General features: G+C 46.9%; 25 protein-coding genes and 3 pseudogenes. 14 read left to right on the top strand and 14 right to left on the bottom strand.

The features are described from left to right. Positions 1 to 2 precede the first annotated feature (2 nt). The 5 genes from JO375_RS14205 (at position 3) to JO375_RS14190 (ending at position 2,902) form a co-directional block, all read left to right on the top strand. Complete coding sequence (locus JO375_RS14205) at positions 3 to 1,094, top strand: glycosyltransferase family 2 protein (protein ID WP_229525077.1); 1,092 nt, start codon at positions 3 to 5, stop codon at positions 1,092 to 1,094. Positions 1,095 to 1,097: 3 nt separating this feature from the next. Beyond that, positions 1,098 to 1,232 carry a hypothetical protein gene (locus JO375_RS25060; RefSeq protein WP_377529283.1) on the top strand — a complete coding sequence of 45 codons (135 nt, stop codon included), beginning with the start codon at positions 1,098 to 1,100 and terminating at the stop codon, positions 1,230 to 1,232. Further along, the gene (locus JO375_RS14200) at positions 1,171 to 1,383 is read left to right on the top strand and encodes a GtrA family protein (RefSeq protein WP_377570774.1); all 213 of its coding nucleotides are present in this window, start codon (positions 1,171 to 1,173) and stop codon (positions 1,381 to 1,383) included. Before JO375_RS25060 ends, JO375_RS14200 begins: the two co-directional genes overlap by 62 nt. 74 nt (positions 1,384 to 1,457) lie before the next feature. Continuing rightward, positions 1,458 to 1,928, top strand: a complete 471-nt coding sequence (locus JO375_RS14195; protein ID WP_229525076.1) for a sugar phosphate nucleotidyltransferase — start codon at positions 1,458 to 1,460, stop codon at positions 1,926 to 1,928. A 146-nt stretch (positions 1,929 to 2,074) separates the two neighbouring features. Then, positions 2,075 to 2,902 (top strand): class I SAM-dependent methyltransferase, encoded by an 828-nt coding sequence (locus tag JO375_RS14190; RefSeq protein WP_229525075.1) that lies wholly within the window; start codon positions 2,075 to 2,077, stop codon positions 2,900 to 2,902. Positions 2,903 to 3,012: 110 nt separating this feature from the next. Here the strand turns inward: JO375_RS14190 and JO375_RS25055 are convergent. The 5 genes and pseudogenes from JO375_RS25055 to JO375_RS14165 form a co-directional block, all read right to left on the bottom strand. Further along, a pseudogene (locus JO375_RS25055) lies at positions 3,013 to 3,742 on the bottom strand (glycerophosphodiester phosphodiesterase). Further along, positions 3,681 to 3,842, bottom strand: coding sequence for a hypothetical protein (locus tag JO375_RS14180; RefSeq protein WP_229525103.1), 162 nt, complete (start codon positions 3,840 to 3,842; stop codon positions 3,681 to 3,683). The pseudogene JO375_RS25055 and the gene JO375_RS14180 overlap by 62 nt, the downstream one beginning before the upstream one ends. Positions 3,843 to 3,980: 138 nt before the next feature. Further along, positions 3,981 to 5,495, bottom strand: coding sequence for an arabinosylfuranosidase ArfA (arfA, locus tag JO375_RS14175; protein ID WP_229525074.1), 1,515 nt, complete (start codon positions 5,493 to 5,495; stop codon positions 3,981 to 3,983). 298 nt (positions 5,496 to 5,793) lie between these two features. Beyond that, complete coding sequence (locus JO375_RS14170; protein WP_229525073.1) at positions 5,794 to 5,958, bottom strand: hypothetical protein; 165 nt, start codon at positions 5,956 to 5,958, stop codon at positions 5,794 to 5,796. Between the two features lie 572 nt (positions 5,959 to 6,530). Beyond that, positions 6,531 to 8,039 (bottom strand): sulfatase-like hydrolase/transferase, encoded by a 1,509-nt coding sequence (locus tag JO375_RS14165; RefSeq protein ID WP_229525072.1) that lies wholly within the window; start codon positions 8,037 to 8,039, stop codon positions 6,531 to 6,533. Between the two features lie 90 nt (positions 8,040 to 8,129). Between JO375_RS14165 and JO375_RS14160 the strand changes: the two are divergent. Both JO375_RS14160 and JO375_RS14155 read left to right on the top strand, forming a co-directional pair. After that, positions 8,130 to 8,917, top strand: a pseudogene (locus tag JO375_RS14160) (GH36-type glycosyl hydrolase domain-containing protein); the annotation flags it as partial. Between the two features lie 49 nt (positions 8,918 to 8,966). Continuing rightward, on the top strand, positions 8,967 to 9,953 hold the full coding sequence (locus JO375_RS14155) for a LacI family DNA-binding transcriptional regulator (RefSeq protein WP_229525071.1): 987 nt from the start codon (positions 8,967 to 8,969) through the stop codon (positions 9,951 to 9,953). Between the two features lie 174 nt (positions 9,954 to 10,127). Here JO375_RS14155 and JO375_RS14150 read toward each other — a convergent pair whose 3' ends face one another. Together JO375_RS14150 and JO375_RS14145 are read right to left on the bottom strand one after the other, a co-directional pair. Continuing rightward, on the bottom strand, positions 10,128 to 11,348 hold the full coding sequence (locus JO375_RS14150; RefSeq protein WP_229525070.1) for a stalk domain-containing protein: 1,221 nt from the start codon (positions 11,346 to 11,348) through the stop codon (positions 10,128 to 10,130). Positions 11,349 to 11,647: 299 nt separating this feature from the next. Next, positions 11,648 to 11,878, bottom strand: a pseudogene (locus tag JO375_RS14145) (MFS transporter); the annotation flags it as partial. Positions 11,879 to 11,901: 23 nt separating this feature from the next. Here JO375_RS14145 and JO375_RS14140 point away from each other — a divergent pair. Next, a complete protein-coding gene (locus JO375_RS14140; RefSeq protein ID WP_229525069.1) occupies positions 11,902 to 12,147 on the top strand; it encodes a LysR substrate-binding domain-containing protein in 246 nt (81 codons plus the stop codon). 84 nt (positions 12,148 to 12,231) lie between these two features. Here JO375_RS14140 and JO375_RS14135 read toward each other — a convergent pair whose 3' ends face one another. From JO375_RS14135 to JO375_RS14120, 4 genes are read right to left on the bottom strand one after another with little or no spacing between them, the layout of a single operon-like run. Next, complete coding sequence (locus JO375_RS14135; RefSeq protein ID WP_229525068.1) at positions 12,232 to 12,717, bottom strand: CcdC protein domain-containing protein; 486 nt, start codon at positions 12,715 to 12,717, stop codon at positions 12,232 to 12,234. 41 nt (positions 12,718 to 12,758) lie between these two features. Beyond that, a complete protein-coding gene (locus JO375_RS14130; RefSeq protein WP_229525067.1) occupies positions 12,759 to 13,526 on the bottom strand; it encodes an ABC-2 transporter permease in 768 nt (255 codons plus the stop codon). Further along, positions 13,523 to 14,236: an ABC transporter ATP-binding protein gene (locus tag JO375_RS14125; RefSeq protein WP_229525066.1), complete on the bottom strand. Its 714-nt coding sequence runs from the start codon at positions 14,234 to 14,236 to the stop codon at positions 13,523 to 13,525. Before JO375_RS14125 ends, JO375_RS14130 begins: the two co-directional genes overlap by 4 nt. After that, a complete protein-coding gene (locus JO375_RS14120) occupies positions 14,233 to 14,649 on the bottom strand; it encodes a GntR family transcriptional regulator (RefSeq protein WP_152380176.1) in 417 nt (138 codons plus the stop codon). The genes JO375_RS14125 and JO375_RS14120 overlap by 4 nt, the downstream gene beginning before the upstream one ends. Before the next feature lie 208 nt (positions 14,650 to 14,857). On the opposite strand from JO375_RS14120, the gene JO375_RS14115 reads away from it, so the two are divergent. Then, entirely contained in the window at positions 14,858 to 15,469 is a 612-nt protein-coding gene (locus JO375_RS14115; RefSeq protein WP_229525065.1) for a hypothetical protein, read from the top strand. 457 nt (positions 15,470 to 15,926) lie between these two features. On the opposite strand, the gene JO375_RS14110 is transcribed toward JO375_RS14115, so the two are convergent. The 3 genes from JO375_RS14110 to JO375_RS14100 all read right to left on the bottom strand — a co-directional run bounded on the left by JO375_RS14110 (position 15,927) and on the right by JO375_RS14100 (position 19,323). Then, the gene (locus JO375_RS14110; protein ID WP_229525064.1) at positions 15,927 to 16,142 is read right to left on the bottom strand and encodes a cold-shock protein; all 216 of its coding nucleotides are present in this window, start codon (positions 16,140 to 16,142) and stop codon (positions 15,927 to 15,929) included. Positions 16,143 to 16,274: 132 nt separating this feature from the next. After that, positions 16,275 to 16,475: a cold-shock protein gene (locus JO375_RS14105; protein ID WP_229525063.1), complete on the bottom strand. Its 201-nt coding sequence runs from the start codon at positions 16,473 to 16,475 to the stop codon at positions 16,275 to 16,277. Between the two features lie 412 nt (positions 16,476 to 16,887). Next, complete coding sequence (locus tag JO375_RS14100; RefSeq protein WP_229525062.1) at positions 16,888 to 19,323, bottom strand: LamG-like jellyroll fold domain-containing protein; 2,436 nt, start codon at positions 19,321 to 19,323, stop codon at positions 16,888 to 16,890. A gap of 326 nt (positions 19,324 to 19,649) precedes the next feature. On the opposite strand from JO375_RS14100, the gene JO375_RS14095 reads away from it, so the two are divergent. The 5 genes from JO375_RS14095 (at position 19,650) to JO375_RS25050 (ending at position 23,664) form a co-directional block, all read left to right on the top strand. Further along, on the top strand, positions 19,650 to 19,991 hold the full coding sequence (locus JO375_RS14095; protein WP_229525061.1) for a DUF805 domain-containing protein: 342 nt from the start codon (positions 19,650 to 19,652) through the stop codon (positions 19,989 to 19,991). A gap of 155 nt (positions 19,992 to 20,146) precedes the next feature. After that, on the top strand, positions 20,147 to 21,742 hold the full coding sequence (locus JO375_RS14090) for a spore germination protein (RefSeq protein WP_229525060.1): 1,596 nt from the start codon (positions 20,147 to 20,149) through the stop codon (positions 21,740 to 21,742). Between the two features lie 45 nt (positions 21,743 to 21,787). After that, the gene (locus tag JO375_RS14085) at positions 21,788 to 22,993 is read left to right on the top strand and encodes a Ger(x)C family spore germination protein (protein WP_229525059.1); all 1,206 of its coding nucleotides are present in this window, start codon (positions 21,788 to 21,790) and stop codon (positions 22,991 to 22,993) included. Positions 22,994 to 23,067: 74 nt separating this feature from the next. Further along, positions 23,068 to 23,319 carry a hypothetical protein gene (locus JO375_RS14080; protein ID WP_229525058.1) on the top strand — a complete coding sequence of 84 codons (252 nt, stop codon included), beginning with the start codon at positions 23,068 to 23,070 and terminating at the stop codon, positions 23,317 to 23,319. Between the two features lie 51 nt (positions 23,320 to 23,370). After that, on the top strand, positions 23,371 to 23,664 hold the full coding sequence (locus JO375_RS25050; RefSeq protein ID WP_377531989.1) for a hypothetical protein: 294 nt from the start codon (positions 23,371 to 23,373) through the stop codon (positions 23,662 to 23,664). Positions 23,665 to 23,810 lie beyond the last annotated feature (146 nt).

Here is a 23,810-nt window from a genome sequence, read left to right as displayed (position 1 = left end):
TCATGAGTAAACAAATTCGTTATTCCATAGTTATACCGATGTACAACGAGGAGGCCGTCATTACAGAAACCTATCGGCGGCTAAAACAGGTCATGGGCTCGATGGGTGAGCCCTACGAGCTGATCTTCGTAAATGATGGAAGCTCCGACCGTAGCGTCCAGCTCATCAAGGAATTCAGTCTCAGAGATGATACGATTGTCTTGATTGATTTTTCCCGTAATTTCGGTCACCAGCTGGCCATTACCGCCGGGATGGATTATGCGGTGGGAGAGGCGGTCGTCGTCATTGATGCCGACCTCCAGGACCCGCCGGAGCTGATTGTTGAGATGGCTAGCAAATGGAAGGAAGGCTATGAAGTGGTTTATGCCAAACGGCTTAAACGCAATGGCGAAACTCTCTTCAAAAAATGGTCGGCTAGCCTCTTCTACCGTGTGCTCAAAGCCTCAACGGATATCAATATCCCGGTGGACACCGGAGACTTCCGCCTGATGGACCGCAAGGTTGTCGATGAACTAAAGCGGCTGCCGGAAAATAACCGGTTTGTCCGCGGGCTGGTTAGCTGGATCGGGTTCAAGCAAACTGCGGTCGAATATGAGCGCGATGAGCGGCTCGCAGGCGAAACCAAGTACCCGCTGAAACGCATGATCAAGCTCAGCCTGGACGGGATCACCTCCTTTTCCATCAAGCCTCTCAAGCTCGCGGGGTACATCGGAGCACTGCTGTCCCTGTCTGGCTTTCTGTACCTGATGTACGTGCTATTCCTCAATTTTTTTACCGATTCCTACGTGATGAAGGGCTGGTCGTCCATGATTAGCATCAGCCTGATTTTTAACGGAGTGATCCTGATTATTCTCGGTATTATGGGTGAATATATTGGACGTATTTATGATGAGATCAAAGCTCGCCCACTCTACATTGTCCGCGAGCATCTGGGTGGACAATACGAAAACGGACCGACACATGCCATGAAGGTTCCTGAACAGCGTGACTCCCTGTACATGCAGGGAACCCGTGAAAGCCTGATTTCCGCCGGACGCACAACACGCGGCAACAGCGCGGTCTATACTGGTCCCCGATCCGGTCATGGAGCATAATCCATGAAAAACCGCATAGCCCCGTTGCTTCCTATGATCCGTTTTGGCATGGCAGGACTGGTCAATACGGGCGTAGATTATATCGTATTTATGCTGCTGGCCTGGGCCGGAGTTCCAACTGCTTCACACTGGAACTGAGCTGCCCCTTGCCTTATGCAAGCTGATCGCTACCGCAGCCGGAATGATCATTAATTATATCGGGAGTCGATACTGGGTATTTGGTTCTCTATCTCGAAGGAAAGTGAATCGCTATGAGAAAAATTACAAAATCCGTTATTCCAGTCGCTAGACTATGAACCATTTTGTTCCTGCCACAAAAGCTTTACCCAAAGAGATGCTGCCCATCGTAGACAAACCGGCTATATGAATTCCTCCACTCCTGCCATTCGTCAAATGATGAATGTTTACGAGGCGACCGCCAAGCAAGTAGTTGGCGTGCGCACAGTGGAAGAACAGGATGTGAGCAAATACGGCATTATTGAGTCCTCCCGCCAGAATGGCCTGATTCACGAAGTCGGCGGACTTGTCGAAAAGCCTTCCCCGGCAGATGCCCCATCACGGCAGGCCGTCATCGGCCGGTATGTATTGGAGCCTTCCATTTTCTCCATATTGGGAAATATGTCCACCGGGGCGGGTGGCGAATATCAGCTGACAGACGCTCTGCATCAGGTAGCATTGCAGAACCAGTTGCTCGCTCTGGAACTGGAAGGTACTCGTTATAATATTGACGATAAAGCCGGATATCTGGAAGCCGTACTCCACATGGGCATGCAGCATGAAGATTTGCGCCCTATGCTGGACTCCATGATACGCGAGGCGCTTGCTCCACGATAATACATGAACCCCCCCTTCGAAATCCGATGGTTGCTGTACAATCACAACAGTAGATAGATAAACATATAAAACAGTACAATGTAAGAGTACAGCAGCATTGGAATTTGCTCGGCCACCCGGTCGAAGCCAAGGAGGAAAAAGCTCTTATGATACCTAAAGGAAATCTGCAAAGCAACGTTGACCGTTTTAGCGGTTTTGCCGACAACTACGATCAGTTTCGCCCGGAAGCACCGTCACTCGTCGTGGAAATCATTAGCCGCTACCTGGAACGAAATGTAGATCTTGTAGCCGATATTGGCTGCGGTACAGGGCTTTCGACTTTCATCTGGAAAGATGCAGCTCGGCGGATCGTCGGCATCGAGCCTAACCCGGACATGAGAGAAAAGGCTGAGCACAAGCTGAAAGCAGCAGGAACGACCACGGCAGGAGCCATCTCCTTCCAAAGCGGGTTCTCCAACAGCCTGCCTTTTGAGGATGGAACTGTAGATGTCATCACCTGCTCTCAATCCTTTCACTGGATGGAACCCGAGAGCACGCTTCTTGAAGCAGGCAGAGTCTTGGCTCAGGGCGGCGTGTTCGCAGCCTTTGACTGTGACTGGCCTCCGGTGCTGCAATGGCAGATAGAGCAGACTTATACTGAGCTAATTGCCAAAGCGGATACCATTTTAGAGCAGGTAACCCCTGTAGAGCAACAAGCCCACAAATGGAGCAAAGATCAGCATTTGGCTAATCTGCAGCGCAGCGGACAATTTCGCTACACCCGGGAAATTGTCTTTCACAACCATGAACAGTGTGACGCCGCCGGCTATATAGGGCTTGCTCTAAGCCAAGGCGGCATCCAGAGTGTCTTCAAGCTCGGCAATCGAACACTGGATGACGATGTGGCCCGCTTTGTGAAACAGGTAGAGGATCACTTTCAGGGCAAAACGCGGGATACCCTGTTCAGCTACCGTATGCGGCTTGGCATCAAGTAGGAAAAGATCAGGTTCACTGTCAAAAAAAGACTCTCCTTTTGCCTCGTAAATACGGGAGCGTGCTGGATAGTCTTTTCACTTCAGTTCAGTTTGCTTACGACCAAGACGGATCAGGACGAACGGGCAGATAAAATGTGCACCAGCCGATCAGGATCGTCTGTTATCATGCCGCTCATCCCGGCCTCCAGCAAACGCTTCATTTCCTCCGGCTCATTCACAAGTCCACGGTTGGTAGACCACACCTACGTCAAAGCCTCGGATACGGCCTCCGGTGTAACAGTATACTTGCAGGCATGAAGCGCTGTGGCCCCAAATTGGGATGTACTCCGATGGACGCACCATAACCTCAATATACAGCACGCCAGTCCTGATCTCGGGCGCGATTTGCGCACAGAGCGCCAGCGAATCATGATTGAAGCTGGATAGGATCACCCGCTCTTCCAGTCCGAAACGCTTTACACAGCAATGACCTCTTCCTCCATACCAGGGTAGCGATAGATGCTATTTTTTAATTCGAGATTAATCACCGTATCCGAGAATTGTACCAGCTCCAGCAGCGGCACCTGCTGCCTTGGAATTTCTCATCAAACCAGGCGCCCGCATCCAGCTATTCAGTTCCTCCAGTGTAATATCCCTTACATCAAGCGGGGAGCCTGCTGTACACTTCAACGATTCATCGTGAATCAGCACCAGATGCCCATCCTTGGTACGCTGCACATCCGTTTCAATGCCTGTTGCTCACAGCTCCAGAGCGTGGCGGAACGCAGCCATCGTATTTTCAGGACATACCCCCGAGGCTCTGCGATGTGCAAAAATAATTACCTTTTCGGTCACAGTCAAAATCGACTACTGCCGACTCTGCCAGAGGTTTAAAATGGTCAATCATTTCTGTCAATGTACGCTCCTCTTTGCTCCAGCCGCTCTCATAGTCTAACGCCATGTACAAATGGCGCTCCGCCACAAATGGCTCATTTTTAATATAAAAAGCCCGCAATTCTACTCTTGTATGCCATGACAAGAGAGGACGCAAGCTTATTTGAAGCTGGCACGGAGGCCTACCTATTCATTTTGAAGAGAATTAATGAGATTTGGCAAGACGAATGACGTTCCACGATGCCTTACTCAGGTGAGCTTTTACAATTCCATCATCAAGCTTGGCATTGCCGCCATTATGAGGTGCAACCTTTTCTTCTGCTGGGCTGTTCGTCGCTTTCAGATCATCATGCTCCAGCACGGTATGCTCCACAATGCGGTAGCCTTCGAAGCTTCGCACATCTACCGTAAGCTCCAGTGACTCGGACAAGTGACGGTTAACCGCAAAAATGGTCAGCGCGTCTCCCTCTTCATCATATACCACAGCGCTATCCAGATAAGGGATGTCTGTAAAATCCCTGGCATCGTATTTTTCCGAGTCCACTACAGGCATTAACGATATTCCACGGCCATAACGGGATGCATGCAGGTACGGATAGAAAATCGTTTGCTTCCACGCTTTGCCATTATTTTCGGTCATGATTGGAGCAATAACATTGACCAGTTGGGCGAGACAAGCCATTTTTACACGATCTGCGTGACGCAGGAACGTAATCAGCATGCTGCCCACCAACAGCGCATCCTCGAAGTTGTAGATATCTTCAAGCTGCGGCGGTGCCACAGTCCATGGATCGATTTTTTTGTCCGCATCGTTGGAATGGTACCACACATTCCATTCATCAAAGCTGAGCATCATTTTTTTCTTGCTGCGCTTCTTCGCTTTAATATAGTCACAGGTCGAGATGACCGTATGAATAAAATGGTCCATATCCATGGAGCGCGCCAGATAATTGGCCGTATCATTGTCGTGGTTGCCATAATATTGGTGCAGGGAAATATAGTCAGCCACCTCATAGGTATGATCCAGCGTTGTCGCTTCCCATTCCGGGAACGTAGGCATCGTCGAACTGGAGCTGCCACAGGATACAAGCTCAATGTCAGGATCAATCAGCCTCATGGCTTTGGCAGACTCTACAGCCAGACGGCCATACTCTTCCGCTGTCTTATGTCCGATCTGCCAAGGACCGTCCATTTCGTTGCCAAGACACCACGTTTTGATCTTGTGCGGTCGCTCTATCCCGTGACTGCGACGCAGATCACTCCAATAGGAGCCGCCTGGATGGTTGCAATATTCAACTAGATTACGTGCCGCATCAATTCCACGCGTACCCAGATTTATCGCCATCATCACTTCGGAACCAACATCCTTGGCCCATTTGAAAAATTCATTCGTACCTACTTCATTGGGCTCGACCGTTCTCCACGCCAGCTCCAGCTGTCTAGGTCTGGACGCGACAGGACCGACACCATCCTCCCATTTGTAACCGGATACAAAATTACCTCCCGGATAGCGAATAATTGGAACATCAAGCTGTCTTACCAATTCTTTCACATCATTACGGAAACCCCCTTCATCACTGGATGAATGAGAGGGCTCATAAATACCGCCATATACCGCACGTCCGAGATGCTCTACAAAAGAACCATAAATGCGTTTATCGACTTCAGCAATACGAAAAGATTTGTCTACAATCATTTTTGCTTTTACAGCTGCTGCCATCTAAACCATCCTCTCTGAATGCGAAAATAAATTCCGTTGTACCTCCAAGACGAACAAGCCGTTTTATTACGATGTTAATATAACACACCATAATTATAATGGTCAATATTATTATTAAATACTTAATATTTTTATTATCAATAATAATCATTGCTAAGGAATTGGTTACATTTTCATTTTCCACCCAGTCTTTTTCCATAGTACTAAGCGGAGGGTGCTTCTACGAACCATAACGTTCCCTTGAAGCACCCTCCACCTGTACAGCAGTATCAACCTGACAGGAACAGGATAGCCTGGATCAGACTACGATATTGACCTTGGTCCCCGCCATCTTTGCTCCGTCTTTAGACGAATCCAGATAGGTATTAAGTTCTTGCTCAGTCCATACTCTGCCAGTCTCTTCATCTTCGGCCTTCTCATTATTTTGTTCAGACAGAACTGTAGCTTTCGGATTATTCTTCAATTATTTTATCAAAAATAATTACGAAAATTTACTAAGTACTTATTTCATTTTAAGTATTAATTCTAATCTTGATTTAGGAGCATTAAATTTAAATGATGAAGATAAGCAGAATCATAACTTCGAATTGGAGAAATGTGCGAATAATTATGACGGCTATGCTCTTGTGAAAAATGAAGATTCTGATCTATTTGCTACTATGATAGGATTAATGCTAAGGGATAAATTAAACAATAAAGCTGAACCTATACTTTTTTAGATAAAGGAGAATTATATTATGAAAGGTAATACAGTGATCTTAGTTTTATTAGTATTAATTCCATTTATCATTACATATTTCACACCAATTAATAGTTTCAGTCATTAATGATTAGTGCAATTTTGATACTATTCTATTTTATTTGGTTAAAAGCAAGAAAAAAAAGAATTAGAAAAAAAGGATATTCCTACAATACAGGTATTCATGATCTGAAAGGGGAAACGATGCTCGACCTCTTATCTGACAAAAATCAGAGGAACTACTCGCCTATTTCCAACAACACACGGCTTTGCTACAACTGAAGTCGAAAGCTATGTTATGGATTTAGACCTTGAGGGTGGGCTTGGCTGTCAAAATAACGGGTAAACTTCCACAACTCCTTCACACCCCCTGTTTGCAGGGTCGCAATGACCATCTCGATATGATTGGGCTGAATAACAGACGGATATGGCTCTCCCAGTATATTGATCTGCCGTTGGCCTCGGGTAATATCGTCATCAGTCATAAAATATACCGGCTGCTCAGCTATTTCACCTTGGTTCTGTCCTCGGATAACAGGTGTAAGGTCACGTCCCACCAGCGGACGAGCTTCACTAAAGCTGTTTTGCAGGCGGCTGTAGATCGCAGTGCTGTCAACGTTCGCCAGTCCAAGCATGGTAGGCAGAAGATCCACATGGTTGGTTAGCACATGCTCGCTTTGATACTGAGGAAACAGGTGCCTGTTATGGATGACCAACGGCACCTGCACCATCTCTTCATAGGCACAATAAAATTTTTGATGGAGATTGCCGTGAGCGCCTAGCAACTCTCCGTGATCGGATGTAAAAATCACAATGGTATTATCGTAAAAAGAAGAACGGGTCAGCGCTTCAAATATTTTAAACATTTGGCGATCCGCATTTTTTTGCAATTGGTAGTATAGCTTGCGGTAAAAAGGCTGATCCAAAATAGGCTGTACCGCTTTAGGGTAAATATCCCGATAGCTTGCCTGACAGCGTGGCTTGGTACCCAGCCATTCGTTGATTGTCGGAGGAGGAGCGACTGCCGGCATCGGCTCCACCTCGAATCGAAACATAGGTAATTGTGCAGTAATCGCACCGTATAAAACAATGTCATGCGGGTTCACAAATGAAGCTACGACCAACCAAGGCTTGGCATCGTTATCATACTCCTGTTGACGGTCAAGGACCTCGATAAGCTGGGCGGTATCCGCAGCATATACCTCGTCTCTCCCGCTTAAACCAAAACCGGCAGAGGAACCGGAGTTTCGCGGATTTCGCCCGTGCGGCTCCGGACCGATCCATCTGGAAAAGCCGAAGTTATCCAGGCGGTCGGCTTGCTCATATAAATTTTCCCGTTTTCTGTCGGGGACACCCGTCAGCGGATGATAGCTTGGGAGAGCTTTGTGCGTACCCGGAATGATTATATCCTCATCGGATATATGCCATTTTCCTTGATAATAAGTTTGGTATCCGGCTGCGCGAAAATAATCCCCCATAGTAGGCACCGAGTTTCTATCCAACCAGAACATGTCGGAGTCGAATGGCCCCTTGGCCACTCCGTCCGTCTGAGTGACTCCGTGGAGGGACGGATAATGACCGGTAAACAGGGTAGTCCTGCTGGGGCTGCATGCAGCGCTTCCTATATAATGTCTGTGAAACTCCAGTCCATGAGATCTCAAGAGTCCTTGTGTAACCAGGTTTAGTCTGCTCCATTGTTTGATCTCCGGGTCTTCATAAACGACAGGATAACGCTCCTGATCCACAAGGAGTATAAGAAAGTTAGGCCGCTCTAAGGAGCCGGATAACCGCGAACTATCCTTCATATATACACATCCCAGGTTGGTTTTTTACCCTAAGAATATGTTCTATGCCCCTACTTAATCCCTGAAATTGTATAGTTCTCGAAAAACTGCAGCGAGCTGTTCCGTGTGAACGCATTGTCTTGGTGGTACACCCACAATATGCTCGTTCAATTCCATGCCTCATGGTCTAAGCAATATGGCGGTGCAATATGATGAAGTCCGTTCCATTCTGCTGACTATATTCAGCCACCAGTACGAGGATAGCGGAAGCTGGCCGCAATGGTTCATGTTCGACGACTATACGCACATGCAGCAGGAAGAAAGCCATGGCGATATTATCGTCTGGCCGCTCAAGGTACTTGGCGATTATTTGACCGCAACCCTGGATTACAGTATTCTGGGAGAAAATGTACCCTACACCCATTGGCATTCTTTCGATTTTACCAAGGAGACCGCAACCCTTATGGAGCATACCAGGAAGGAAATCGAATATATTCGGGCGAATTTCCTCCATGACACGTATCTGTCGGCCTACGGCGACGGCGATTGGGACGATACGCTTCAGCCGGCTAACGCTCAGCTGAAGCAATATATGGCAAGCAGCTGGACTGTCGTACTCACCTATCAGGCGGTCTGCAACTTTGCTGCTGCCTTGGAGCAGGCCCTGGCAGGTATGGTCGGCAAAGCCGACAAGCTTGCCCGGGGCCTGCAGCGGATGGCGGAAAGTATCCACCAAGGACTTTAACCGCTACATGCAGCTCCTCTACCCGGATGGCGTGCGTCTAATGAACCGCCCTGCGCAGTACGACGGCGGAGTCAGCACGCACTTCAAGCGCGCAGAGCATGCGGCCAACTTCGGACGTGAGGTCGGGCTGCAATACGTGCATGCCCATATCCGAAAATACTGAGTAATCTAGCTATATAAACGGACGAAGAGGAGGTGACGATGTGGTCAGTATTAAAGACATTGCCAAACAGGCGGGCGTTTCCATATCGACCGTTTCTTATGCTTTGAACGGCAGCGATAAGGTCACGGAGGAGACTTGTGCACGTATTCTGGCCATTGCCAAAGAGCTTGACTATGTGCCGAATGCCGCGGCACGTAATCTCAAGAAAAGAGAAACCAAAATTATTGGCGTTTTCCTGACTGATTTCCGCGGGGACGTTTATGGAGATTTACTGTATGGCATCAAGGAAATTTTGAATCGTAAAGAATATGATCTCATCGTATGCAGCGGCAAGCAATCTCACCGGATGCTGCCGGAACGCATGATCGACGGGGCCATCGTGCTGGATCAGACGTTTGATAGTGAGGAACTGCTGAGCTACGCCGAGCGGGGACATAAAATTGTCGTATTAGACCGTGAGCTGAATCATCCCCATATTAATCAGGTACTGCTGGATAACAAAGCGGGTGCCGCACTCGCGATAGAGCATCTGCTGGAATTGGGACACCGTAAGCTGTATGTGGTCACCGGACCAGACGGCTCATACGACTCATGGCAGCGGATGCAGGCGGTCAAGCAGACCGTTGAACGCAGCGGCACCGCCGAATTGATCGAGATTCATGGCAATTTCGAGAAATCAGGCGGCGAGCATGCGGCCGAGACCATCTTGCGGCAGCATGTTAGCCCGGATTCGGGACCTATAGCCGTATTTTGTCTCAATGATGAAATGGCCGTAGGCTTTTACAATCGAATGGCTGAGTCGGAACTTATTATCGGTAAGGATATTCATATCGTTGGCTTTGATAATATCGAGCTGGCACAATATATTCAGCCCCGGCTGACGAGCATTAATTATTCCAAGACCAAATGGGGCGCTGTGGCTGCCGAGCAGGTTCTTAAAATCATCGCAGGTGAGGACGTGGAGCATGAACGCTTGTATGTTACGCTTGTCCAAAGAGAATCGGCAGGCACAGTATTTATCCCTTAAGATCAGCAGAAGAGGTAGGTAATCATCGTTACAAGAGCATCATCCTGCCATTTCCCCTTCTCCCGACAAAAAAAGAACTTCCATAGCCCCGGAATGCGGGCGGGAAGTTCTTTGGGTTATACTCTCCGTTAGCCTAACAAATCCTCAATTAAATCCTTCAACGATCCTTATTTTTTAAAACTTCCCGTTCGTATTTTTCCACTCTGCTTGAGGCGGAACGTTCTGACCTACATCCCAATGCTCTGCTACTTTGCCGTTTTCCACACGCCACATATCATAGACAGCAGCTGAGGTTCCCTGTGGGGATTTAATTTCACTCACAACTAGCACGAAGTTTCCTTCTCCAATGACCATATGGACCTGATCATACCCAAAGGAAGCTCCCTGGCTTCCCGCTGCGGAGAATGCTTGCTTCAGCTTGGATACACCGTCACCAAAAAAAGGATTATGCTGGATGTAATGATCGCCGTTATAGTAGCTTTCCAGTGCAGCGCGGTTCTTGCCAACCAGGATATCATCCACAAACTTACGGATTAACGCTTTGTTCGTCTCGGTTTGGTTGCGATCTGTAATTTGTGTTGCTCCATCAATCATTGTACGTCCGCTTGGATTAGCTGGGGCCGAGTCCTGAATATTATCCCAATGCTCAACGATTTTACCATTGTTATCGAAACGGAAAATATCAAAGACAATGCTTGATTTGCCTGCAATTGTCGTTTTATAATGAACAGCTACAAAATTCCCATCCTGAAGCACACGATGGATTTCAACCTTTGTACCAGCCTGCTTCAATTGGCTGATGCCTTGCAGTAAGGCATCTCTGCCGCTGGCAAAGCTCAGATTGTGCTGAATGTACTGATCTTTGCTGATCCAGGTCTCCGCCGCTTTCGTATCTCCGGTTTCAAAGCTTTTCAGGATTTCAACGACCTTCTCCTTATTGGTCACCCCGATTTGCACCGTTTGGCTGGCCGGGTCCCATTTCACTTGCTTGCCCCACGCTTCTTTAATGACATCGACAGGAACATAGGTTACTCCCTGTTTGGTCAAAATGGGAGAGGTGGACAGAGGTACCTTGATCCCGTTGATTTGTGCTTCCGGATTGCCGGACACCAGTACAACCGTCGCCTGGTCATAACGAATAGTCGTACTTTGACGCGCCGTATTGAACGTAATATGCTTGGAATCCAGCGGAATCCCCAGGCTGGAGGCCAGTTGCCTCAAAGGAATCAGAACCTGCTGGTTTTCCACGATAGGAGCAATCTTGTAAGCTTCCTTTTTGCCATCCACCCAGACCTGGATACCCGTAGCAGGTTTCACCTCGGCTGCCAAGGCCGGTACAGCAGAAGACAGCACGAGCAAGCCAGCGAGTGCAGCGGTAACCGTATGTTTTTTCATGAATGTAAGCCCCTCTCATCTTGTAAAATGAAAAATTTTTGTTTATGTAACTATTACAGTTATACTTTACCATAATAAGCAACTTTTTCGCACCTATTTTATTTTTAAACCCTATTTTAATCTTTTGAAACCGCAATTCCCTTCTTTTTTAAATAAAAGACACATGGGATTCAGGGCTTTGAGCATTCAGTCTCCTTTTCGTATCAACGGGAATGTAGCCTTGTGTTTTAACCCGTTTCATCAGAAGTGTAGTACATAGCAAAGCCAACAGCAAGAAAAACATAATAGCGGCACCGTTAGATGGAGAGTAAAGACGCTGTTAGCATGGAAATAAATATGACGTTTTTCCTTCCCCATTTCTCGGATAAAGAGCTGAAAAACAACATACTTACGGCAAGGGACATGGTGGTGCCTGAGAGTGCCAGACTTGCAGTAGCCGGTGAAATATTGAATTCTTTGGTGAATTCAGCGAGTAAAGGCTGTGTGCAGCATAGGATTGCAAACGTGTTAAAACCCGCAGCAAAAAAGGCACATTCGCTTTCCTAAAAGAGAAGTGCCCTGTGACCCCGACATTACATTTGGAGGCGAGGAGGTCGCCACTGTAGCAGGGCTTGCTGGTTCGGGTCTGGGCGTGTCGTTGCTACCTGACTTGAATGGCCTAGATACCAATAAGGTTGCCCAAATCCGTTTGAAGGCACTTGAAAGTCATCGCACCATCGGCTTGGCATGGATGAATGAAAGATACTTGCCCTCTGCAGCCATAAACTTTAAACATTTTATTATCCATAAAATGTACTAAAGAAACTAACTCACAAAAGCGGGTCCCCTCACCAAGCAGCGAATGCTTGAACAGGAAACCCGCTTCTGTACCTCGTTATATCATCTATACCAGCAGCGTTCTCCGAAATTTGATGAAGCTTCCAATCCGCCAGATTGAGATATATACCAGCGCCATCGTAATTGCCAGCATGCTGATTTCACTCGTACCTAAACTGGTGAGATACTGGGTCAGAACGGCGCGAATCAAAATAATGGCGATAATAATGTATTTAAAATATTTGTTCGGCTTGGGATAAATAAGGCCATCACCCCGTCTTTCATATGCCGTATGCAGCAAAATGATATATCCAAACAGTGCTCCCAACAGCCCGGCGACCAGCAGCTCCCAGAAGGCAGGAATCGCATGCGTCTGGCCGGGGATATGCATCAACTGATATACGGATATCATCATAACCGGGAAGACGATAAACAAGGGCAGCAGAATCCGGATGCCGTTTCCTTTAACCGGACCTCCTCGTCTTTTGGTTCTCAGCCAGATCATCAGCCCTACTAGAACCGCTACTAATACATATATGGATATCGTCGTCATGGTGAAATTCCTTTCTAGTATAGATCGTCATTTGTTCTATGTTAAATCGACAGTTTTTTCTCCAGCAAATAAGCGTTCAAGCGAATTAAGACATAGGCAGCAATCCAACTGATCAACACTGCAACCGGGAAGTGCCAGGTAAAAGGAAACCATTGTCCCGTCTGAACATGATTAAACTGCTCATAAATCCGCTGATCACCTGACCAGTAAAAGACACTCCCGCCACCCATCAAAAGGGCCCACAGCATCGGACTAATCGGACGCAAGGTACTGTATCGGGTACTGGCCGTCAGTAAACCAAGCGCAATCACAAACGGAGCGAAGGCGATAATCATCACAAACCAGTTCAATCCAGCTATGATAAAGGACGCTGCATCTGCAAACGTATAAGGCTCTATGGTCGATGAGATGAACAGCGCGAACAAAGAACCCGTCACGAACAGCAACAATATCAAGACCATGGTTTGTAAAATGGCAGCAATCCATTTGGCGCTGATCAGCCACATTCGCGGATAGGGAAGGGTCAGCCACCATCCATAGGTGTCATTTTCCCATTCTCTTCTCAGACTGCCCACCCCCATGAAAATGATCATATACGGCAAGCCCAGGGTAACGTACCATAGCCTTGTCAATTCGAGCTGGTTGTGAAGTGCAAAGTACAAGGAAATAACGAATGCCGCAATGAGAAACAGCAAGAAATACACAAGTCTCCACGATCCAGGCAGTCGATTGCGGCTCTGCTTTCTCCAGCTTCCTTTATTTCGAAATTCATGGCGTATCAAATCTTTGAACAGCCCTGATGAATTCACGCCTTCCACTCCTTTTTGTACAAATTGCGGAACACCTGATTCAGCGAGCCATGCTCTGCACGCAAATCATCCGAATCACCAGACCATATGACCCGTCCGCGGTCCATCATGACCGTGTATTCAAACAAGCCTTCTACTTCCTGAATATCATGCGTGCTAATGAGTATAGACTGCTGCCGACCCTCCAAATAATTAATAATCCCGGCTACAATTGCCTCTCTAGAGAGGACATCAATACCCGTGAACGGTTCATCCAGAATCATGAGCGGAACCTCACGCGCCAGACACAAAATCAGCAGCACACGTGCCTCCTGTCCGCGACTCAGCCCAGTCATTTTAAGTCCTAGCTCGACGTCCATATGATCAGCAAGTTTATGCGCATCCTTCATATTGAAGCCAGGCAAAAAGGACTGCCCCCACTCCAACGTCTGCTGAACCGTATGATTGGGATACCAACGGGCCCGATCAGGAAGATAGGATATGCCGCGGTTGGCTTCCCAGCCGGGCTTTTGCCCCAACACATGAAGCTCGCCCCCGTCCGGCTGAATCAATCCTGTTATCGCCCGAAAGAAGCTTGACTTCCCGCAGCCATTGGGTCCAAGCACTCCTACGATGCGTCCCGCCGGAATGACGACATCCAATTGATCCAGCGCTTTTTTACTGTCATATTGCTTCGTTAGATGACTGGCAACCACAATAGATTCCATCATGCCCTTTCGCCGCCTCCTTTCTCATCATTCCCGCTCTGCTTGCTGCTTATATACTGCTGTACATCCTCCCAGGATAGTCCCAGACTGCTCATCTGCCCGAGGAACTGATCGATATACGTCCTAGCCAGCTGCTCCCGGAAGCTGTTAATCCGCTCACTGGACGATGTGACATAGGTGCCCAGGCCGCGCCGCTTCTCTGTCAGTCCGTCCCGCTCCAACTCCTGATATGCCCGCATCACAGTATTCGGATTCATGCGCAATTCCTGTGCCAGATCACGAACAGACGGCATTTTGCTCCCCATTTCAATCTCCCCTTTGGCGATGGAGCTTCGTACCTGATTCAATACTTGTTCATATAATGGCTGGCTAAAGTCAATTAAAAACCGAAACGAGCCAACCCGTTGCTCTTCCATGGGTGTTTCCCCCTAAATCGGCTGAATCTTTCATGCCTGTAGTGTATTATATCACTTAATACACATAATACAAGTATATTTTAAACTTCTAGTCATATTATCCAAATTTCATTCAGCAAATGCTCAGCTTACGCTAAGTTAGTATTCATGTTGATATCTTATGATGTATTCGTACCAAACAAACCATAACCGAAAGGTGGAAAATGAGATGAAGAACACTAAGAAAGCGATTTTGGCAGGAACGATGGCATTGGCATTTTTAGGAGGTGGAGCACTATACTCAACTGGCGCAGCCCATGCTGCCTCATTTACACCTGAGAAGGCTCCAATTGTAGATAAAATCCAGGCACATAAAGGTAACCATGGCGACGCTAACTGGCATGTCATCAGAGGGGGAAATTTTGCTGAGCACAAAGCTCTTCTGGAAGTATTGAAATTATCCTCTAGCGAGTTGAAGGCACAGTTGAAATCAGGTAAAACACTCGCAGCAATTGCTGAAGCACAAGGCGTGAGCGTGAATTCTGTTATTGATGTGATGGTTTCTGATATAAAAGCAAAACTGTCTGAGGAAAAACAAAACGGCAAGATTACAGACGCCAAATATAACCACCGTGTCTCTAATCTGGAACAAAGGGTAACAGATATAGTGAACGGCGTTAAACCGTCCAAGTCACCGGTAGAATGGGATAAAGCGGATGAATTCAAGGATCATGCTAAAGCGGATGCAGCCAAGCATCATGCTAAAGAAGATGCATTCAAAGATCATGCTAAAGAAGATGCGGCCAAGGATCACGCTAAAGAAGTTGCATTCCAAAGATAAACTGCTTTATTAAGTATCATTTGTTAATTAGACATTGCCACTCCATGTGAATAAATTTCCGTCCGGCTTCCCTGTACGGATCGGGAAAACCATAAGCCTGTCCTCTGCTTTCACAGCAGCAAGGGACAGGCTTATGGTTCGTGTACATCAAACAAGCCTATACAGATCGCCCGCAACTCGTAACTTCATTTGGGGAACTGCTGTTTGCCAACCCTGTCAGTCAGATCAAAGCTGATTCCTTTCGAACGAAGTGGCCACGGTGTATTTTGCGAAGCGCTACCCGGATTTAATTCCACCTTACTGAGCATACTATCTCCAACTTCTCCAAGCCATTATTAAAAAGCTGACCATTCATATGTAAAGGCAACAATAGACGGTGTGTTCTCTATAAAACAAAAAAGACGCCTCAGCGCCGTTAGCGGCCTTGGGGCATCTTTTACAACAAACATATATCCGTTTAGGAATGCTTGGTATGATTAAAGCTCGTATTATTTAATACAGTCAGCTTTTTCTCGCCCTTCACCATGACAGAACCGCAAATGGGGCAGGTCGGCTCGACTGAAAAAGCGAAGTTATCTCGCATCCATCCGTTGCATGTATCACTGGCGCAATTCCAGACAGCTGTAATTTCCTCAGGAATCTCATCCATTGGTTTTTTCCGTGAATTGTACATATAACATCCCTCTTTCTTCATGATTTATAAAGCGATAAGATGTAATCAGTTCAAAAACGGCCTTGCAAACAGATAAAAACAGATGCCCCAAACACTATGTTCGGGGCATCTGAAGTAGACTGTAATGTAAAATTACAGTTTTACAACGTTCTCAGCTTGTGGTCCACGGTTTCCTTCAACTACGTTGAATTCTACGCGTTGGCCTTCGTCCAAAGTTTTGAAACCATCGCCTTGGATTGCGGAGAAGTGTACGAATACATCGCTTCCACCTTCAACTTCGATGAAGCCGAAACCTTTTTCTGCGTTAAACCATTTAACTGTACCTGTTTGCATGGAATTACCTCCAAAATATATTTATATGACCTTTATTTTTTTACAAATAAAAATTCACATATTGCACAAGGTTATTTCAACCTAAACAATAACCCTCTACAATATGTGAAATCACAGGTCATAATTCAATATACTCATATTACCATAAGTGTATTGAAAACGCAAGCACTGGTGAAATTAAAATTATGCAGAGTGCTCTTATTCTCTATGGAGTTTTTAGCCATAATCATGAGACGAAAGTCAACCTTTGAAAATCAAACATCAGCGCCTACCTAAAACATTATATCCTCCATTGTTTCATATTATACCAGTGCACAAAAAATAAAAATGCAACGCATATTCGCAGGAGACGGGCATCTTAAAAAAAATTCCCCTCTCCTGCATGTAATCAGCTCATATTCATATTTCCGAATTACTGCTTAGACAGTTCTTTAATTTCCTCTGCTGTTAGCGCTTTATTATAGATTTGCACCTCATCCAGACTGCCGTTAAAGTACGCATCGGCAGCAAAGCGGCTTTTGCCGAGATAAGCTTCGCTCGTCAGCAGCTCTTTTGGATTAAAGGTAATGCTGTCATTAACAGCTACTTCCTCACCATTTACATACAGCTTCCCGGTATTTCCCTCCAATGTAACCGCCACATGCGTCCACTGGTTTGCAGGCAATGGTGCTTTGGAAAGCAGGCTTTGATCCGTTCCCTCATGAATTGTAAACTGGAGTACACCGCTTCCTTGAGAAGGGGTCAAGAACAAATGGCGGGCCAGGCCATTGCCGAAGTCAAAAATCCGCTGCCAAGCTCCGCCGCCCTTCCAGTTTACCCAAGCGGAAAAGGTAAAATCCTCCGCATCTGTTACCGTAGCCGGCAGCTGCACGTAGCCATCCTTGCCGTCCAGCACAAGGGCGCCGCCAATCTTTCCGTCTTTATCCCATGCCGCACCACCATATATGTTGCCGTCAAAATGGTTATAGGTGCTGTCCACGACCCGTGTCCCTTGATCTTCGCTCCATGAATAGCGCGCAAGCTGTGAACCTTGAGCCTGTGCGGGAACAATGGCTGCAAAGTTTTTCTTCGCTATTGCCTTGTCCTTCTTAATAGTCGCTGTCAATGTGACTGCTACAGGCTGAGAGCCCGCTTTGGGACGGTACACTGCACCTGTCACGGAAATGTTCTCAGGGCGAGAGGACTCCCACGAAATAGTGGTATCCTGTGCGGCCTGAGTAGGCAGCGTCAAATGATATAAAACATTGCTCAAATCACCCAGATTCAGATCCTTCTGCACAGCAGCCACAATTTTGTTGGCCTTCAGCTCAGTCTTTAACGTCCCCCAGATCGCAACACCCTTGGAGGATAGAGCAGTGAAAGCAAGCGTCTTCTTGCCTGTGTCTGGGTCACGGTGGCGCAGGAATACACCTTTGTACTTCGTACCATCCGCTGTAATCTCCAGTTGATTGCCTGTGCAAAGCTTCCATGTACCATTCGCTCCCCCAGACAACCTCCCACCGCTTTCCAAACTAACGGTCACAGCTTGCTTAATATTGGCCGAGATTTCTTTCCCGTGATTGACATACGAGTATTGACCGAGGACATCCTTCTCCGACAGCTTTTTCAGGGAATCCTCATCCCCCGAATAACGATAAGGGGCAATTACGGGCCAACCGTCAGCGTTCATGAATATTTCATGTACTCTCACTTCAAACTGCTCGCCTCTACCCGGGAAACGGGAGTGGAAAATCAAAAAATGCTTTTTCGTCTTGGGATCGTAATAAGCGGAGTTATGTCCGGGTGAAACATACCCTGTACCCAGTCCTGTACCCGGATCGCCAATTTCTCTTGGAATCAGGTAATTGCCTATCAGCTTGACTCCATACGGTTCAATAGAAGCGTCATCAAAAAGAGGCTTGTCTGGATTCGCCTTAACCTTGATCATGTCGTTGCCTTCGGCATCGTAGTATGGACCATCCGGGGTTTTGGATCGGGCCACACGAAGGTTGTAGCCGCCATCTGCCGATAAGCCGCCATAAGACAGGAATAAGTAGTAATAATCCGTTTCCGGACTGTACTGTATGTACGGCCCTTCCATACGGGCATGGTTACCGCCTGTCAGCTTTTTCCCGTATCCTTGGCCGGACAGCGGTTTCCCTGTTTTTTCATCCATCTTCAGAATGAAGATGCCTCCCGAGTAAGAGCCATATACCATCCACAGCTTGCCGTTCTTATCATAAAAAGTATCCGGGTCCACAACATTCGGATGCTTGGTAGCATCATAGATCGTGCCATCCGCACCCGGTTGACCCCACATGCCGGATTTCAGGAAAATGCCTTTATTCTTATAAGGCCCTTCAATTTTGTCGGCAACTGCTACACCCATGGCTGAACGCGGAGAATCCCCCTTGCAGGCGTTATAGTACATATAAAACTTGCCATCGGCCAGTTGAATAACATCCGCTGCCCACAGCGTGTCTGTCTGCGCCCAATCCAGCGCTTCTTTTAATTCCTCTTTGACGTTGGGAATCAATACATTACCATTCGCCACTCCTGTGGCAATCGTATCCCAATTCATGAGCTCCTTGGACTTGGCAGCCGCAAGATGGGAACCAAAAATATAAAATGTATCCTTCACTTTCAGAATGGATGGATCATGTACGGAAGTTTCCTTGAAAGAAACAGTCTTTTTGCTTTGAATTGTAATGTTCTCCTGGCTTTGATCCATTAGGATAATCTGCCCCGCAGCTTGAACTGCATCTGCATCCGGATTGAGCGTTTGTTCGGCGCCCGCAAAAGAGGCGGGCAACAGCAGCGCACCTGCCAAAGAAGCTGCCGTTACCTTGCGAAAGAATAATTTTTTCATAAACTAGTCTCCCCTCATTTTTGAATATACCTGATAAATTAAGGCTCTATAAAGTAAGGCGGTCAGGCTTATATTTTTATTAGCCTCTTTAACAATTTAATTCATTGTCGATATCACCTCCCAATAATAATTAAAGCGCTTTCAAATTATAGAGAAATACTCCCTTCTGTTAAGAGGGACGATTCAAACCTGGCGGTTAACCGTACCTTTATATTATGCAATGGGTATGGGAAATTCAATATGTAATTTTATATTTTTATAAATTATTTATTTAATTATTAACGATAATAAATGTATTGCGAAACTTCATTAGGAGGTGAAAATATATGCAATGGTATTTAAAAGTGCTGCAAAACTATATAGGATTTCAAGGCAGAGCAAGACGTACTGAATACTGGATGTTTGCTCTGTTCAATGCGATAGCTTGCTTGGTATTATACTTGATGGATTTCCTCTTGGGACTACCTTTTGTATTGACACTAATCTATAGCTTGGCTGTTTTGTTACCGTCTCTGGCAGTTCTTGTCCGCAGACTTCACGACACGGGCAAAAGCGGTTGGTGGATTTTGATCGCTCTGGTCCCTTTCGGTAGCATTGTTCTGCTTGTATTCGAATGCTTAGACAGTCACCCTGGCGACAATCAATATGGGAAAAATCCTAAATTGTAATGGTTATAGATGTCTAAAACCTCTTTCACTCTTGTGAAGGAGGTCTTTTTCATACTCCTTCCTCTTTCCTCTCAAAATTCCAGCAAGAAGTTTATCAGGAGGCACCTGTGTCTATACTGGATTAAAAGTATCCTCAAAAGAGAGGGAGAACGTTCATGCGTTTTCGGAAAAGAAGCCCCCTTAACAAATTTAAAAAGCCGCTGGTTCAGCACAGCGAGAGTAAATCTGTACATTCAGGGGAAGCGCTCAGTGCAAATCTTGAACAGAATCTTCAGCGGATCAGACAAACCGTAGGTAACAGCACCGACATCATCATCAGAGAAGTTCGCATCGGCAAGGATGGTGACCAAATCATCGCAATTCTCTATACCGACGGTTTGGCGGATAAAAATATAGTCTCCGACTTCATCATGGAGTCAATGATGCTGGATAACAGCCTTTCCGGGGACGTAGAAGACAGGATTCAAACCTCCTCTAATATCATGCAAATTTTGAAAGATCACGCCCTGACCATCGGTGACATCCATGATATTACCGACTTTAAAAACCTATATAACGCTCTGTTGTCTGGAGATGCTGTCATTTTAATTGACGGGCAGACACAGGGAATCGTAGCCAGCGCAAGGGGATGGAAGGATAGAGGGGTTACCGAGCCTGCCTCAGAAAATGTCGTTCGCGGGCCGCGGGAAGGATTTTCGGAAACACTGCGCACGAATACGGCCTTGCTCCGGCGTAAAATTAAAGATCCGAATCTGTGGTTGGAGACGAAACAAATCGGCCGCGTGACCAAGACGGATGTCGCTGTCATGTACATCAAAAGCATCGCGAACGATAAGTTGGTCGCAGAAGTGCATGAGCGGCTGAATCGTATTGATGTAGATAGCATTCTCGAAAGCGGGTATATCGAGGAGTTAATCCAGGACGAGACATTTACCCCTTTTCCGACAGTGTACCACTCCGAACGTCCGGACGTCATCGCAGCCGAGCTTTTAGAAGGAAAGATTGCCATCTTGGTGGATGGGACTCCCTATGTCCTTATCGTACCTGCACTATTTGTTTCCTTCCTGCATGCTGCTGAGGATTATTATCAGCGTGCCGACATCAGCAGCTTAATCCGGGTTCTGCGTTACATCGGGCTCTTTATTTCCCTGCTCGGGCCGTCCTTGTATGTGGCCATTACTACGTTTCATCAGGAGATGCTCCCAACCCCGCTGCTGATCGGTCTGGCGGCACAAAGGGAAGCCGTACCTTTTCCCGCCTTTATCGAAGCGGTCATGATGGAATTCACTTTTGAAATACTGCGGGAAGCCGGCGTCCGAATGCCCAAGTATATCGGAGCGGCCGTCTCTATCGTAGGCACGCTTGTGATCGGACAAGCGGCTGTCGAAGCCGGGATCGTATCAGCGGTGATGGTTATTGTCGTATCCATCACCGCGATTTCAAGCTTCGTCCTTCCTGCCTATAATATGTCCATCGCTTTTCGTATACTGCGCTTCCCCTTGATGGGACTGGCCGCTTCATTCGGATTGTTCGGGATTATCGTCGGAGGCATTGCCCTCATCCTGCATATGTGCAGCCTGCGTTCGTTTGGCATCCCATATATGACACCTTTTGCACCTATAGTACCGACGGATACCAAGGATACATTATTTCGGCTTCCTCACTGGATGATGATTTCACGTCCCCGGTTAATCAATCAGAAGAACGTGAAGCGCCGAAACAGCACCCCGCCCCGAGAATCGCGGGATTAACTCGAGAGTGCAGGACATAAATAGAAAGGAATGGAATGGACAACTATGAAAAAAAAGTCAGCCTGTCTGCTCCTGATTCTTACACTGGTCTTGCTTCTAACGGGCTGTTGGAACCGCAGGGAATTGAACGAACTGGCCATTGTCGTTGGTTTGGGGATCGATAAGCAAGGGGATCGATTTCGGGTCTCCGTCCAGGTCGTGGACCCTGGAGCGGTATCATCCAAAAAAGGGGGAAGCCAAGGGGCTCCAGCCACGTTGTATACAGACGAAGCCGATACCATATTTGAAGCAATCCGAAAAATAACAACAATTAGTCCCCGGAAAATGTATTTTTCTCACCTGCGCATATGCGTCATCGGTGAGTCGGTTGCCACAGAAGGCATGGCCAAATCTCTGGATTTACTCTCCAGAGACAATGAATTCCGCAGCGATTTTTATCTTGTGGTAACAAAGGACAACAGCGCGGAGGATACGTTAAAAATGATGACACCCTTGGTCCCGATTCCAGCAAATAATCTTTTCTCCTCTCTGGAATCGTCAGAGAAAAACTGGTCACCCAGTACGACTGTAACCTTGGATGAATTGATTGCAGCTCTAACCAGTGAAGGAAGGCAGCCTGTCTTGACAGGACTTCGGATCGTTGGCAATAAAGAAATGGGAGAATCGAGCAGCAATGCCAAAATGATTGAACCGCCCGTCCTTTTACAGTATTCCGGACTCGCTGTATTCAGAAAAGACAAATTAATCGGGTGGTTAAATGAAACTGAAAGTAGAGGCTACAGCTTCATCCTCGGCAAAGTGCAGAGCTCTGTTGGCTTCGCGGCCTGCCCCGGCGGCGGCAAAGTCGTCACGGAGAGCATTCGGACCCAAACCTCCATGAAAGGGAGCGTCAACAGGAAGGAGCCCCAAATCCATATTAAAGTGCGGGTTGAGGCCAACGTGGGAGAAGTCGAGTGTAACAGCCTGGATTTGACCAAGGCGAGTACGATTTATGACATTGAGAAGAGAGAGGAAGAAAAGATAGAAGAGATTATGCAATCGACCGTCAGAAAAGCTCAAAAATTGTACAAAGCAGACATTTTTGGATTCGGTGAAGCCATTCATCGCGCTGACCCGAAGGCCTGGAAGACACTGAAAAAAAATTGGGACCTTGAGCACTTTGCAGACTTGCCCGTCCATATCAAGGTTGATTTCAAGATTCGGCGCTTGGGCACAGTTGGCAGCTCATTTATACAGGATTTGAAGAAGTAAGCTTGCACACCGGGCTCCAGTTTGGGGCCTGTCCCCTGTATCGACCATTCCCATGGAAAAGAAGGTGCTGAAAGATGCTGCCCCATGTGGTGAGTATAATCGGAATACTGCTGGTCGCTGCTGCAATTAGCATATTCGAGGTCCCCTATATGTGGAAGAAGGGACTGAAAAAAGAGCTTTGGTTGTTTTCTATCCTTCTCCTTCTTGGAGTCGGAATCAGTAGCGCCAAGGCATTAGCCTGGACTATTCCTACGCCTCTGGATTGGATCGCGGTCGTGTACAAACCCTTTAGCGATTTCCTGATCCACATCGGTTTAATAAAATAAAACGAGGTGAAAGTGGTGTCCGGGCAGAGTAAAATCTCAGCACGTCAACTTATGATCTTAACGACTTTATATACGGTCGGAAGCGCAATCCTTATCATCCCCTCCGGGATGGCATTTGTAGCCAAGCAGGATGCGTGGCTTGCCGCGCTCGCAGGAGTCGGGGGTGGGCCCCTCATTTTGTATCTATATATCAAAATTACGTCCCTGTACCCACAGATGACCCTGATGAAATCATGGAGTCCCTGCTTGGCAAATGGTCAGGCAAAGCCGTTGGCCTTCTGTTTTTTACAACAATTTTTATCAATGCGCCGGTTACGGTATTATTTCATTCGGGAAATTTTATGACCACCCAAATGATACCGGAAACACCGATTCTAGCGGTAAACCTTCTTTTTGTATCTGCCTCATATCATTTTGCTGATGATTTTCCCGGCTGCTGTAAATCGCTCCGATCAAGCCCGTTCACTATCCATCGGGTTCCTTTTCCCCTT

The organism is Paenibacillus farraposensis, from assembly GCF_020736845.1.
GTDB classification, from domain to species: Bacteria; Bacillota; Bacilli; order Paenibacillales; family Paenibacillaceae; genus Paenibacillus; species Paenibacillus farraposensis.
Note: the sequence above shows the minus strand (reverse complement) of the source record. Positions and strands in the feature narration are given on the sequence as shown.